Raw genomic sequence first — 13136 nt, forward strand, 5'->3', positions numbered from 1 at the left:
CATCAGTACCGGCGGTGTGAAACTGCCCACCCGCGGCGGCGACCGCAAGGCCGCCCGGGTGCGCCCCTACTCGCTGACCGGCGGCCGTACCCGCTTCGGTCACGTCCTGCTCGTCGAGACGTTCGTCGCCGCGCTCGAAGCGCCCGAGGAACGCCTCGAAATAGGGCAGGGCACGCTCTCCACGCGGATCATGCCGGAGATGCGGGCGATCGTGGAGCTGTGCCGCCGCATGCGCACGGTCGCCGAGATCGCCGCGCTCCTGAAGATGCCGCTCGGTGTGGTCCGCGTACTCCTCAGCGACCTCGCCGACCAGGGAAAGATCCGCGTTTACGGAACCGGCCACGGCCCGGGCCAGCCGGACCGCGCACTGCTTGAAAGGGTGCTGAGTGGACTCCGTCGTCTCTGAAGGCGTCACCGAGGGCTCAGCCCCCGCCTTCGTTCCCGCCCAACCGTCGTCCGGCTCCGGTCCCGGCACAGGCTCCCTCTTCGAACCCCAGGAAGAGCTCAAGGCCTGGCAGACGGACCGCACCCGCGCCCCGATCGCCACGAAGATTGTGGTGGCCGGCGGCTTCGGCGTCGGCAAGACCACGCTCGTGACCGCCGTCTCGGAGATCCAGCCCCTCCAGACGGAGGCGCTGATGACCGCGGCGAGCGAGGACACCGATGACCTCACCGCCACGCCCGACAAGACCACGACCACGGTCGCCATGGACTTCGGGCGCATCACGCTCGACGACGACCTGGTGCTCTACCTCTTCGGCACGCCGGGGCAGCAGCGCTTCTGGTTCATGTGGGACGACCTGGTGCGCGGCGCGATCGGGGCGGTCGTGCTCGCCGACACCCGCCGTCTGTCGGACTGCTTCCCGGCCCTCGACTACTTCGAGAGCTGCGGTCTCCCCTACGTGGTCGCCGTCAACCACTTCGACGGCTCGGACGAGTTCGACGCCGAGGACGTGCGCGAGGCCCTCACGGTCCCGCCGCACATCCCTGTCCTCATCATGGACGCCCGGCGGCGCATCTCGGTCGTCGAGACCCTGCTGGCCGTCGTCGGCCACGCGCTCGACGTCACTCCCGAATAGCTACACCCCTCAGCTAGTCACCACCCCTCAGCAGCAAAGAGGCACCCCGCATGCGGAAGATACTCGTCGTCGGAGCCGGCCAGTCCGGTCTCCAGCTCGCCCTCGGCCTCCAGTCGAACGGGTACGAGGTCACCCTGATGTCCAACCGCACCGCCGACGAGATCCGGTCTGGCCGGGTCATGTCCACGCAGTGCATGTTCCACACCGCGCTCCAGCACGAGCGCGACCTCCAGGTGAACTTCTGGGAGTCGCAGGCCCCGAAGATCGAGGGCCTCGGCGTCTCCGTCGCCGCCCCCGGCTCCTTCGACCCGGGCCCCTCGCAGCGCGCCATCGACTGGGTGGGCAAGCTCGACGGCTACGCGCAGTCCGTCGACCAGCGCGTGAAGATGGCCGGCTGGATGGAGACGTTCGCGCAGCGCGGCGGCCAGCTCGTCATCCACGGCGCCGCGGTCTCCGACCTCGACTACTTCGCCCGCACCTACGACCTGGTGCTCGTCTCCGCCGGCAAGGGCGAGCTGGTCTCGATGTTCGGCCGCGACGCCTCCCGCTCCCCGTACGCGGAGCCGCAGCGCGCGCTCGCCGTCGCCTACGTGCACGGCATGGGCCCCCGCCCCGAGCACCCCGAGTTCGACGCGGTCCGCTGCAACCTCGTGCCCGGCGTCGGCGAGCTGTTCGTCATGCCGACCCTCACCACCTCCGGCCGCGCCGACATCCTCTTCTGGGAGGGCATCCCCGGCGGGCCGCTCGACGTGTTCAAGGGCGTCAAGGACCCCTCGGAGCACCTCTCCCTCACCCTGGAGCTGATGGAGAAGTTCCTGCCCTGGGAGTACGCGCGCGCCACGAAGGTCGAGCTGACCGACGCGAACGCCACCCTGGCCGGCCGCTACGCGCCGACCGTCCGCAACCCGATCGGCCGGCTGCCCGGCGGCGGCGCGGTCCTCGGTGTCGCCGACGTCGTCGTCGCCAACGACCCGATCACGGGCCAGGGCTCGAACTCGGCGTCCAAGTGCGCCGCCTCGTACCTCGACTCGATCATCGGGCACGGCGACAAGCCGTTCGACGAGGAGTGGATGCAGGGCACGTTCGACCGCTACTGGGACACCGCGCAGCACGTCGTGAAGTGGACCAACGCGATGCTGGGCGTCCCGCCGGAGCATGTCCTCAACCTGATCGGCGCCGCCGGCCAGCTCCAGCCGGTCGCCGACCGCTTCGCGAACGGCTTCAACAACCCGGCCGACTTCGAGAACTTCTTCTACGAGCCCGAGAAGACGAACGCCTACCTGGCCTCCGTCTCCGGCTGATCCTCCCCGGCCGATCCGCGGCGGGGCGCGCACCGGTCATCCGGTGGGCGCCCCCGCGGCGCCGACCCCGGTGTCGTCGCCGCTCGTCGCACCCTCCGGCAGCGCCGGCGGGGTGTAGCCCGTCATCGGCCCGTCGTCCGGGTCGGGGCGCACGGCGCCGAGGAGCGGGTTGGCCGCGATCGGCGACACCTTGACCTTCGCGCCCGGCCGTGGCGCCTGCACCACCATCCCGTCGCCCAGGTACATCGCCACGTGCGTCGCCTCCGGGAAGTACACCACCAGGTCCCCGGGCCGCAGTTGGTCCAGCGGGACCCGCGGCAGCCGCGCCCACTGCTCCTGCGACGTGCGCGGGATCTCCTGCCCCGCGTGACCCCAGGCCTGCGACGTGAGCCCCGAGCAGTCGAACGCCGACGGGCCCTCCGCGCCCCACACGTACGGCTTCCCGATCTGCTTCACCGCGTAGGTGAGAGCCGCGTCCCCGGCCTCTGACGGCGGCCGCGCCGAGCTGAGCGCGCCGGACGCCATGAACGCCTTCTGGGCCTTGGCCGTCCCCGTGTCCTCCAGGCGGGTCAGCGCGGCGAGCTGGTCCGCGCTCAGCGAGGCGAGCAGTTCCTCGACGTCCTTGAGCCGGGCCTGCACCGCGTCCCGTTCCTTCTTCTGCCGCTCCGACAGCTTCAGTTGCTCGTCGAGGGCCTTGCGCGCCTCGGCGGCCAGGTCGTCGGCCCGCTTCTCGCCGCCGACGAGCCGGTCCACGGTGGCCACCCGCTCCTGGGCCACCCGCCGGATCACATGCCCCTGGTCGAGGGCGTGCTGCGGGTCGCGCGCGAGGAGGAGGCGGAGGTACGGGGAGAGGGGGCTGCTGCCCTGGTACTGCTCCCTGGCGAGGCGCCCGGCCGCGTCGCGGCTGTCATGGAGCGAGGTACGCGCCTTCGTGAGCCTGCGGCCCAGGTCGTCGGCGGTCTTGCGGCGCTCCTTGAGCTTCTCCGCGGTCGCGTTGTACGTCTCGGTGGCCTTCTCGGCCTCCCGGTACAGGCGCTGAAGGTCCGTCAGGAGCGCGGCGACGGAGGTGTCGGAGGTGTCGGAGGCCGCCGGGGGAGGGCCGGTGTCCGGGGTGGGGGCGGCGGCCGCGGGGCCCGGCGCCACGAGCATCGAGGCCGCGGCGGCCGCACAGGCCCACCGCACAAGGCTTCCTGACACGTCATCACCTCCGGTGCGGGGCGGCCCGTCCGTCCCGCACCGTGAGCATCGACATGTCCGCCCGCCCGCGTCGCCCGCTGCTGGGCGGTTCGGCCCAACGACCTCACCCGGCCGGGGGACTCCACGAAGGTGATCTTCGAAGTCGACTGCTACGGGCGCGGCTTGGACCAGGGCCACCGGAGCCCGCTGTCGTCGCGTCCCGAGGGGTCGTACTCGTACTTCCAGCGCCGGGTGAAACGGACCCTGCCCGGGGCCGCCGGCACCCTGCGGTAGACGAGCACCGTGCCCGGGGCGCCGTCGTGCCCCGGCACCGGGATCCGGTACACCTTCGGCGGATGTCCCGTGGGTCCAAGGAGCACGGGCAGGACCCGCCCGTCCATCGGTCCGCCCACGAACGGTGTCTCTTCGCTCTTCACGGCACCAGTGTCACAACAGGTGCGCCGCGTCGCTCACCACGGGCAGGACCAGGCGGGCCAGCGTGCCGACCGGGCCGTCCGCCGTCTCCACGGACAGCGCGCGGCGCACCACGTCGGCGGTCTGCGGGTCGCGGCCCGCGGTCGCCGTGAGGACGGCCATGAACTGGTCGACGAGCCCGTCGCGCAGCTCGTCGAGCGGCGGCTCCTTGTCCTCGTCGAGCCAGATCAGCGAGGCCGCCTCCACCGCCGTGATCCACATACGGACGGTCATCCGCAACCGGGGACCCGGGTCCGCCACGGCGAGATGGCTCAGGATGTGCTCGGCCGCCGCCCGGCGCACCCCGTCCACGATCGACGTCGTGCGCGAGGTCTCCACCACGCTGCCGCCCTGGAGCAGCGCGGCGAAGCCCGTGTCGTGCTGGTCCACGAAGCCGAGGTAGCGGTCGAGCGCCCGCGTGAGCCGTCCGGTCAGCGGTCCCTCCGGCGGCTCGGCGAAGCACTTCTCCAGCTCGTCGGCCGCGGAGCGCAGCGCGGCCTCGTACAACTGCTGCTTGCCGCCCGGGAAGTACCGGTAGACGAGCGGCCGCGACACCCCGGCCGCCTCGGCCACGTCGTCGAGGGACACCTCCTCGGGTGCGCGGTGCGCGAACAGGGACAGCGCGGCGACGAGGAGCTGACTGCGGCGCTCCTCGACACTGAGCCGTCGGTAGGCGCGGGTACCGGCTGCCGAGGTCATGTCCCGCAGAGTAACCGGCTTTTCGTACGAAGGTCCTGACAGTCGCCTCACACGAGCAGCCCCGACGACTTCCACGGTTCGTGCGTGGTGGTCAGGCGAGCAGTCCCGACGACTTCCACAGCCTGCGTCCGACGCCGCGCAGCACCCCGATCTCGTCCAGGAAGTCGGTAAGGCGCTTGGCGCCGGTCTGCATGATCTCGCGGCGGTGGCCGCTCGCCTTCACCTGCGCGAGCGCCTCGCGCGGGTCGAGGCCGGCCCGCGCGTAGGCCGCCGGGTTGTGGAACGCCCCGTAGATCACGCGGGCCGCCTCGCCGCACACGATCCGGGTGTACGCCGCCTCGGCCGGGCCGCACGTCACCATCTGGCGGCGCAGCTCCTCGCGGGCGTAGCGCACGTGCCGGGCCTCTTCGATCACGTGGATGCGGGTGATGCCGCGCACCAGCGGCTGGACGCGCTCGTCCGGGAACGTCATCCGCTGCATCCAGTCGATGATCTCCTCGCCGAGCAGCGTCGCCGCGAAGGAGCCCGGCGTCGTGGAGACGGTCTTGAGCACGCGGCCCAGGTTGTGGTGCAGGCGCGGCATCTCGAAGCCCTCGCCGACGCTGCGCTTGATCATGCGGGCGAACATCATGGAGTGCCGGCACTCGTCGGCGATCTCCGTGAGGGCGTAGCGCACGTGGTTGCTGGTCAGCGGCTTGTCGTAGATGTGCCGGACGAGCAGCTGCATCAGGATGATCTCGAACCAGACGCCCATGGACGCCATCGAGGCGGCCTCGTGCTTCGACAGCTCGATGCGCTGCTCCTCCGGCATCCGCTTCCACAGCGGGGTGTCGTAGAGGGAGCACAGCTCCGGGGGCCAGTACCAGAGGCCCTCGACGTCGGGGGCGTCCCAGTCGAGTTCCTTGTCGGGGTCGAAGGAGTGCTTGGCGGAGGAGTCGAGCAGGCGCTCGGCCACCTGCTCGCGGTCCTTGAGCAGCCCGAGCGCGTCACGCAGGCCCTCGAACGCGTCGGCTTCCGTCACGGTCGTCATGGCTGTCCCCACCTCGTCGTACGTCAATCGGGCACCGCGGTACGGGAGTTACCTGCGGTCACCTCTTATGAGACTGCCTGTCAGTAAGGCCGTCAATCCCTTGTGCGTGACTTGTTGACCCGGTGTCCACAGCCGTGTGAGCCTGCCTGTATGTCGACGCATGAGCTGTACACCAAGGCGCCCCGGGAGCCCGGATGGGAGATACCCGCGACCGGTTCGGCGCGGTTCAGCTGGGAGTACGACGAGGGCAGGGACCGCCTTCTCGCGCTCTACCAGAAGGGCAAGGACAAGCAGTGGGACGGCGCCAAGCGCATCGACTGGGACCTCGAGGTCGACCCCCACAACCCGCTCGGCACCCCCGACGAGGCGCTCACCCTCTACGGCACCCGGCACTGGGCGAAGATGACGGACCGGGACAAGGGCGAGCTGCGCAAGCACTACGCGTCCTGGCAGTTCAGCCAGTTCCTGCACGGTGAGCAGGGCGCCATGGTGTGCGCCGCCCGCATCGTCGAGTCCGTCCCCGACATGGACGCCAAGTTCTACTCGGCGACCCAGACGATGGACGAGGCCCGGCACGCGGAGATCTTCGGCCGCTTCCTGCACGACAAGGTCGGGATGCTCTACCCGATCAACGACAACCTCCAGTCGCTCCTCGGTGACACCCTGCGCGACTCCCGCTGGGACATGCCCTACCTCGGCATGCAGGTCCTCATCGAGGGCCTGGCCCTCGCCGCGTTCGGCATGATCCGCGACACCACGGACAAGCCGCTGCCCCAGCAGATCCTCGCGTACGTCATGCAGGACGAGGCCCGGCACGTGGCCTTCGGGCGCATGGCCCTGCGCGACTACTACCAGCAGCTCACGGACGCCGAACTGCGCGAACGCGAGGAGTTCGTCATCGAGGGCTGCTACCTCATGCGCGACCGGCTGCGCGGCGTCGAGGTCCTGGAGAACTTCGGCATCCCCAAGGCGGAGGCCGAGGAGTACAGCGAGAACTCAGAGTTCCTGGCCCTGTTCCGCCAGCTGCTCTTCTCCCGGATCGTGCCCTGCGTCAAGGACATCGGCCTGTGGGGCAAGCGCCTCCAGGAGGCGTACGTCGACATGGGCGTCTTCGAGATGGGCAACACGAACCTCGACCAGCTCATGACGCAGGACGAGGAGATCGCCGAGAAGCTCGACGCGGAGCGCTTCGCGGCGGAGGAGCTGGAACGGGTGGCCGAGGTCGAGGCGACGATCGAGGAGGCCGCCGGGTCGGCCTGACGCCCACGGGTCCTGCCGGGTCGGCCTGACGCCCATGGGTGCTGCTGCCGGGTCGGCCGGACGCCCATGTGTGCTGCTGCCGGGTCGGCCGGACGCCCATGTGTGCTGCTGCCGGGTCGGCCGGACGCCCGCGGGTGCCGGACCGGCCGGCCGCCCGCGACGGAGGCGTGTCACCCGGATGGAGTAGTTTGCTGACGTGTCCACGCCTCAGCCGCCCCAGCCCGGCCCCTACGGCCAGCCCAGTTCTTATGGCCAGCCGGGTCCCTATGGCCGGCCCGGTCCTTACGGTCAGCCGCAGCAGCCGGGTCCCTACGGGCAGCCCGCCCCCTACGGTCAGCCCGGTCCCGGTCCCTACGGCCCGCCGCAGCAGCCCTACCCGGGCGGCGCTCCCTACCCCGGCTGGGGCGGTGCCCCCATGGGCCCGCCGCCGAAGAAGCGGCGGGTCGGCCTCGTGCTCGGCATCGTCGGCGGAGTGCTCGGTGTCGTCGTCATCGGCGTGGTCGCGCTCGCGATGATCGGCATGTCGGTCGAGAACAGCTTCCCCAAGGCCGAGTACAAGCTCACGATCCCGAAGACCGTCCTCGACGGCAGGTACACCCTCACCCAGGACATGTCCGCCACCGAGGGCAAGAAGATCGAGGACGAGGCGGACGGCGCCTGGGACGCACGCGACACCAAGGCCGCCGTCGGGCAGTACGCGGCGACCGGCGCCGGCGAGAAGGGCGGGGCCGTGGTGATCTCCGGCATGTACGGCCGGTTCAAGAACGCCGACCTCGCCCGCAAGAACATGATGGCGGGCGCCGCCACGAGCGACGGCTCCGAGGTCGCCGTGCCCGCCAAGGACTTCAAGCCCGCCGGCTCCGACGTCACCATCACCTGCCAGGTGCTCGTCAAGCGGCAGCTCGGCCAGAAGATGAGCATCCCCATGTGCGCCTGGGCCGACGGGAACACCGGCGCCACCGTCGCGGAGATCACCCGCGCGACAGCCGTCCAGGACCCGTCCGACGTGGACCTCGAAGCGGCGGCCGAGACCGCCGTGAAGCTCCGCTCGGAGATCAGGAAGCCGATCGGCTGACGCCCTCGGTCCAACTACCCTGAGTTACCAGCTGAGTTGTCAGCTGAGTTACCGGCCGAGTTTCCGGCGGAGTTCAGCACGGCCTCCATCACGTCCCGCGCGATGGGCGCCGCGCTGCCGCCCCCGCTGATGTCCGCCCGGTCCGCCGACGCGTCCTCGACGACGACCGCGACCGCCACCCCGGGCGCCCCCGCGTCGGGCGACCGCGCCCACGAGATGAACCACGCGTACGGGATCCCCTTGTTGCCCACACCGTGCTGCGCCGTACCCGTCTTGCCGCCCACGGTCACACCCGGGATCTGCGCGTTCGTGCCCGTCCCGTCCTCCACGGCGCCCTGCATCATCCGCTGGAGCTCCACCGCCGTCGCCGGGTTCATCGCCTGCTTGTACTCCTTCGAACCGGTCTGCGCGACGGTGGCACCGTGCTCGTCCGTGGTCCGCTCCACCAGGTGCGGCGACATCAGGATCCCGCCGTTGGCGACCGCGGCCGACACCATCGCCATCTGCAGGGGCGTGGCCGTCGTGTTGAACTGGCCGATGGACGAAAGGGCCAGCTGCGACCGGTCCATGTCCGTGTCGAAGTTGCTGCGCGAGACGCTCGACGGAATCCGGATCCCCGCGTCGTCGAAGCCGAACTTCCGGGCCGCCGACACCATCCCGTTCAGCCCGACCTCGACACCGAGCTTCGCCATCACCGTGTTGCAGGAGACCCGGATCGCGTCCGCGAGCGACGCGTCCTCGCACCCGGTCGCCTCGTTCTCAAGCCGCGTCGACGTGTCGGGCAGGACCCACGGGCTCGGGGTGTGCGTCGGCCCGTCCACATCCGTCACCGTGCCCGAGTCGAGCGCCGCCGCCGCGGTCACGATCTTGAAGGTCGAACCCGGCGGATACGTCTGCCGGATCGCCCGGTTGAGCATCGGCTGACTCGCGGCGCCGTTCAGATCCGTCCACGCCGACGTCGTCGCCGAGTCGGTCCCCGCGATCGCCCCGGGATCGTACGAAGGACTGCTCACCAGGGCCAGGATCTCCCCGGTCGCCGGATTCAGCGCCGCGACCGCGCCCCGGCGCCCCGCGAGCCCGCGGTACGCCGCCCGCTGCGCCGCCGCGTCGATCGTGGTCGCGACATCGCCGCCCGGCTGCTGGGAGCGCGTCAGGTCGTTCCATAGAGGGAGCGGCGCCAGCATCGGATCCGTACCGGACAGGATCCCGTCCTCGGCGTGCTCGAGGAGCGACGTGCCGTACACCTGCGACGCGTACCCGGTCACCGGCGCGTACAACGGGCCGTTCTTGTACGTCCGTTCGTAGCGGAGCTGCTCGCCGGTGTCCCTGGAGCCGGTGACCGGCCGGCCGCCGACGAGGATGTCGCCGCGCGGCTGGTCGTAGCGCTCGATCGTGCCGCGGCGGTTGGCCGGGTTGTCGTCGAGGGAGTCCGCCTCGAAGACCTGCACACGGGCCGAGTTGACGAGCAGCGCGACGAGCAGCACCAGACAGAAGGCCGCGGCCCGGCGGATGTAGCGGGTCACCGATGCGCCTCCAGGGCGTCGTCCGGCAGGAGCTGGGCGCGGGCGGAGTCACCGATCCGCACGAGGAGCGCCACGATGATCCAGTTGGTGACGACGGACGAACCGCCCTGCGCGAGGAACGGCATCGCCATACCGGTCAGCGGGATCAGGCCCATCACCCCGCCCGCGATCACGAACACCTGGAGCGCGACGATCGACGCGAGCCCGATCGCGAGGAGCCGGCCGAACGGATCGCGCAGCGCGAGCCCCGCCCGGTAGCCGCGCTCCACGAGCAGCGCGTACAGCAGGAAGATCGCCGTCAGGCCGACGAGCCCCAGCTCCTCGCCCGCGGTCGCCAGGATGAAGTCGGACTTGGCGGCGAACCCGATGAGGATCGAGTGCCCCGCCCCGAGGCCCGCGCCGAGGATCCCGCCCGCCGCGAACGCGAACAGCGACTGCGCCACCTGGCCGGGCCCCTGCCCCGCGTCGATCGAGGCGAACGGGTGCAGCCAGTCCTGGACGCGGCTGTTCACATGCGGCTCAAGGGCGCCGACGACGACCGCGCCGCCCGCCGCCAGGACGAGCCCGATCGCGATCCAGCTGACCCGGCCCGTCGCCACGTACAGCATCACGATGAAGAGGCCGAAGAACAGCAGTGAGGTCCCGAGGTCCCGTTCGAGGACCAGGACGCCCACGCTGATCAGCCAGAACACGAGGATCGGCGCGAAGACCCGCATGGTGGGGAGCTGGAAGCGCCAGATCTTCCTGCCCGTGTACGACAGCGCGTTGCGGTTCGCCGCGAGATAGCTGGCGAAGAAGATCGCGAGCAGCACCTTCGCGAACTCGCCCGGCTGGATGGAGAATCCGCCGATCCGCAGCCAGATGCGGGCGCCGTTCACCGCCGGGAAGAAGATCGGCAGGATCATCAGGAACAGCGCGGCGACCGCCGAGAGATACGCGTACCGCTGGAGCACCCGGTGGTCGCGCACGAGGACGACGACCGCGATGAACAGGGCGACGCCGAACGTCGACCAGACGAGCTGCGTGGGCGCCGCCTGGTCGTCGGGAGTCTCCAGGTCGAGCCGGTAGATCAGCACCAGACCGAGGCCGTTGAGCAGCACGGCGATGGGCAGCAGGAGCGGGTCCGCGTACGGGGCGCGGAACCGGACCGCGCAGTGCGCCACGAGCGCGAGCACGCCGAGCCCGGCGCCGTAACCGGCGGCGCCGGGCGGTACGGATCCGTGCCGGGCGAGGCCGACCTCGCAGTAGCCGTAGACGCTGAGCAGGACGGCCAGGACGATCAGTACGAGTTCGGTGCCACGGCGCCGGGGGAGGCGGACGGCGGGAACGGCGGGAACGGTGGGAGGGCTCGCGCCGGCTCTCGCGCCTGTCGGTCCCCTCGATCCGGTCATGGCGGGAACGTAACAAGTGACAGCCGCGAATCCCGCTATGTCGCTTCAATCGGACTGACGGTGTGTCCGTGACCCTGGCTGTGGCTGTGGCTGTGGCTGTGGCTGTGGCTGTGGCCGGGCCTGCGACTGTGAGCGTGTCGGTGATGGTGCGTCAGCACGAGCGGGGCGACTTGCCGAAGGTCTCGATGAACCTCGCCGAGCCCCACGCCCAGGTGCCGTCCGTGAGGAGGTACCAGGTGCGCTCGCGCTCGCCCTCGCGCTCGCCCCGTACGTCACCGCCGCGCGTCTTGCAGAAGATCGTGACGATCGCGTTGAACGGCTCGGTGCGGATGGGGCGGCTGCCACGGGTGGGCGCGTCCCGGAGGAGGAGTCCGTCCCTGGCCGTCACGCGGCCCTTGGTCAGGCGCTGGTGGTGGTCCTCGCGGCCGTCGGAGCGGCCGTCGGAGCGTCCGTCGTTCCCGCCGCCCTCGTCACCGCCGCCGTTCCAGCTGCTTCCGCCGCCGTCGTCGCCTCCTCCGTCGCCTCCTCCTTCGCCGCCTCCGTCGTCACCCCAGCCGTCCGACGCCTGAACGGGGGCCGAGTGGGCGGGTGCCGAGGGGTACGGGGCCGCGAGGGCGGGGGCCGCACTGGCGGCGAGTGCGGCGAGTGCGGTGCCGGCCGCGCCTATGCCGAGCCGGGTGAACGTGGTTCGTCGGGACATCGGAACTCCTCGGGTGAAAGGTCAGGAGCGAAGCGGTCGAAGACCGTGCTTCACGCTAAATCGGTCACGCGGGGAGCGCAGGCCAGAGGGAGCACGCGGGTGAACGGGGGGTGGGGGTGGGGCGGGCTGTGGAGTAACGGGCGTAGGTGGTAAGGGAGTTCACTCCGGGCGTTCGTCGTACGGCAGCGTGAGCGTGGCGATCGCCCCGCCACGGCCTCTGCTGTCGCCGTCGCCGTCGCCGCCATCACCGTCGTCGGGTGCCGCGTTCGCGAAGGTGAGGCTCGCGCCCAGCACCTGCGCCTGGCCCAGCGCGATCGTCAGGCCCAGGCCGTGCCCCTTCGCGCCGCCCTCCGTCCTGAACCGCTGCGGGCCGTCCTCCACCAGATAGTCCGGGTAGCCCTCCCCATGATCCCGCACGGTGATCACCGGGCCGTCGACGGTGAGGACGACGGGCGGGCCGCCGTGCCGGTGCGCGTTCGACACGAGGTTGCCGAGCACCCGCTCCAGGCGCCGCCGGTCCGTCAGTACGCAGACGTCTCGCACGACCACGACCTCCGTCGCCGCCCCGGACGCGCGCACCACGCGCTCCGCGAGCGGGCCGAGCCGGTTGTCGTCGAGGTCCAGGCGCTCGCTGCGCGCGTCGAGCCGCGAGATCTCCAGCAGGTCCTCGGTGAGCGTGCGCAGCGCCGCGACCCGGTCCCGTACGAGCTCGGTCGGGCGGCCCGGCGGAAGGAGTTCGGCCGCTGCATGCAGGCCCGTCAGCGGCGTACGCAGTTCGTGCGCCACGTCCGCCGTGAACCGCTGCTCGCTCAGCAGTTTGCGCTGCAGCGACGACGCCATGCTGTCCAGGGCGCCCGCGACCGCGGCCACCTCGTCCTGGTGCCGGGCCGGATCGCGCGTCCGCGGATCGCCGACCCGGGCGTCCAGGTCGCCCGCGCTGATCCGCCGGGCCACCCGCGCCGTCGCGTGCAGGCGCCGCGTCACGCGGGTCACCGCGAACGCGCCCACGAGCAGCGTCGCGCCGATCGCCAGCACCGACGAGCCGACGATCGCCTGGTCGAGGCCGTCGATCGTGCGGGCGCCCTGCGAGTAGTCGACCTCCACGGCGAGGACGCGGCCCCCGTCGACCGGCCCCGCCGCCCACATCGTGGGCTGTGCGTCGTGGTTGCTCACCATCGTGCCGCGCTCGCCGTCCCCGGCGAGACGGCGCAGGGGCACGGGCAGGTCCGGGGGATCGATCCCCGCGAGCCCGCCGAGCCGGTCCCCGGCCTCGTACGCGGCGGTGGCCTCGGTGAGCCGGCTCAGCGCGCGGTCGCGGGCCTGGCCCACGGTCCGGTCGGTGACCGACACGTGGACGAGGACGCCGAGAAACGCGGCGAGGGCGCAGCACATCACGGTGATGAAGACCGCGGCCTTCCAGGTGAGGCT

13 protein-coding genes are annotated in these 13136 nt (G+C 71.3%); 5 read left to right on the plus strand and 8 right to left on the minus strand.

From position 1 onward, the window contains the following. Position 1: 1 nt before the first annotated feature. Genes EOT10_RS27070 through EOT10_RS27080 form a run of 3 tightly spaced genes read left to right on the plus strand, consistent with a single transcriptional unit; the run spans position 2 to position 2380 of the window. Complete coding sequence (locus EOT10_RS27070; protein WP_127831108.1) at positions 2-406, plus strand: DUF742 domain-containing protein; 405 nt, start codon at positions 2-4, stop codon at positions 404-406. Continuing rightward, positions 387-1079 (plus strand): GTP-binding protein, encoded by a 693-nt coding sequence (locus tag EOT10_RS27075; RefSeq protein ID WP_127830960.1) that lies wholly within the window; start codon positions 387-389, stop codon positions 1077-1079. The genes EOT10_RS27070 and EOT10_RS27075 overlap by 20 nt, the downstream gene beginning before the upstream one ends. Positions 1080-1129: 50 nt before the next feature. Further along, complete coding sequence (locus tag EOT10_RS27080; protein ID WP_127830961.1) at positions 1130-2380, plus strand: styrene monooxygenase/indole monooxygenase family protein; 1251 nt, start codon at positions 1130-1132, stop codon at positions 2378-2380. 36 nt (positions 2381-2416) lie between these two features. Here the strand turns inward: EOT10_RS27080 and EOT10_RS27085 are convergent, their stop codons facing one another. From EOT10_RS27085 to EOT10_RS27100, 4 genes are all read right to left on the minus strand, one after another. Next, positions 2417-3577 carry a C40 family peptidase gene (locus tag EOT10_RS27085; protein WP_189492130.1) on the minus strand — a complete coding sequence of 387 codons (1161 nt, stop codon included), beginning with the start codon at positions 3575-3577 and terminating at the stop codon, positions 2417-2419. Between the two features lie 149 nt (positions 3578-3726). Further along, positions 3727-3993 (minus strand): hypothetical protein, encoded by a 267-nt coding sequence (locus EOT10_RS27090; RefSeq protein WP_127830962.1) that lies wholly within the window; start codon positions 3991-3993, stop codon positions 3727-3729. 10 nt (positions 3994-4003) lie between these two features. Next, positions 4004-4729, minus strand: a complete 726-nt coding sequence (locus EOT10_RS27095) for a TetR/AcrR family transcriptional regulator (RefSeq protein WP_127830963.1) — start codon at positions 4727-4729, stop codon at positions 4004-4006. A 91-nt stretch (positions 4730-4820) separates the two neighbouring features. Then, on the minus strand, positions 4821-5759 hold the full coding sequence (locus EOT10_RS27100) for an AurF N-oxygenase family protein (protein ID WP_127830964.1): 939 nt from the start codon (positions 5757-5759) through the stop codon (positions 4821-4823). 150 nt (positions 5760-5909) lie between these two features. On the opposite strand from EOT10_RS27100, the gene EOT10_RS27105 reads away from it, so the two are divergent. Together EOT10_RS27105 and EOT10_RS27110 are read left to right on the plus strand one after the other, a co-directional pair. Continuing rightward, positions 5910-7019 (plus strand): ferritin-like domain-containing protein, encoded by a 1110-nt coding sequence (locus EOT10_RS27105; protein WP_127830965.1) that lies wholly within the window; start codon positions 5910-5912, stop codon positions 7017-7019. Between the two features lie 196 nt (positions 7020-7215). Next, positions 7216-8094, plus strand: coding sequence for a hypothetical protein (locus EOT10_RS27110; protein ID WP_127830966.1), 879 nt, complete (start codon positions 7216-7218; stop codon positions 8092-8094). 14 nt (positions 8095-8108) lie between these two features. On the opposite strand, the gene EOT10_RS27115 is transcribed toward EOT10_RS27110, so the two are convergent. The 4 genes from EOT10_RS27115 to EOT10_RS27130 form a co-directional block, all read right to left on the minus strand. Continuing rightward, the gene (locus tag EOT10_RS27115; RefSeq protein ID WP_127830967.1) at positions 8109-9617 is read right to left on the minus strand and encodes a peptidoglycan D,D-transpeptidase FtsI family protein; all 1509 of its coding nucleotides are present in this window, start codon (positions 9615-9617) and stop codon (positions 8109-8111) included. After that, the gene (locus EOT10_RS27120) at positions 9614-11008 is read right to left on the minus strand and encodes an FtsW/RodA/SpoVE family cell cycle protein (protein WP_127830968.1); all 1395 of its coding nucleotides are present in this window, start codon (positions 11006-11008) and stop codon (positions 9614-9616) included. Before EOT10_RS27120 ends, EOT10_RS27115 begins: the two co-directional genes overlap by 4 nt. Before the next feature lie 151 nt (positions 11009-11159). Continuing rightward, a complete protein-coding gene (locus EOT10_RS27125) occupies positions 11160-11708 on the minus strand; it encodes an SH3 domain-containing protein (RefSeq protein WP_127830969.1) in 549 nt (182 codons plus the stop codon). A gap of 159 nt (positions 11709-11867) precedes the next feature. Beyond that, positions 11868-13100 (minus strand): sensor histidine kinase, encoded by a 1233-nt coding sequence (locus EOT10_RS27130; RefSeq protein WP_223281234.1) that lies wholly within the window; start codon positions 13098-13100, stop codon positions 11868-11870. Positions 13101-13136: the final 36 nt, after the last annotated feature.

The sequence above is a fragment of the Streptomyces antnestii genome (genome assembly GCF_004005495.1).
Taxonomy (GTDB): Bacteria; Actinomycetota; Actinomycetes; order Streptomycetales; family Streptomycetaceae; genus Streptomyces; species Streptomyces antnestii.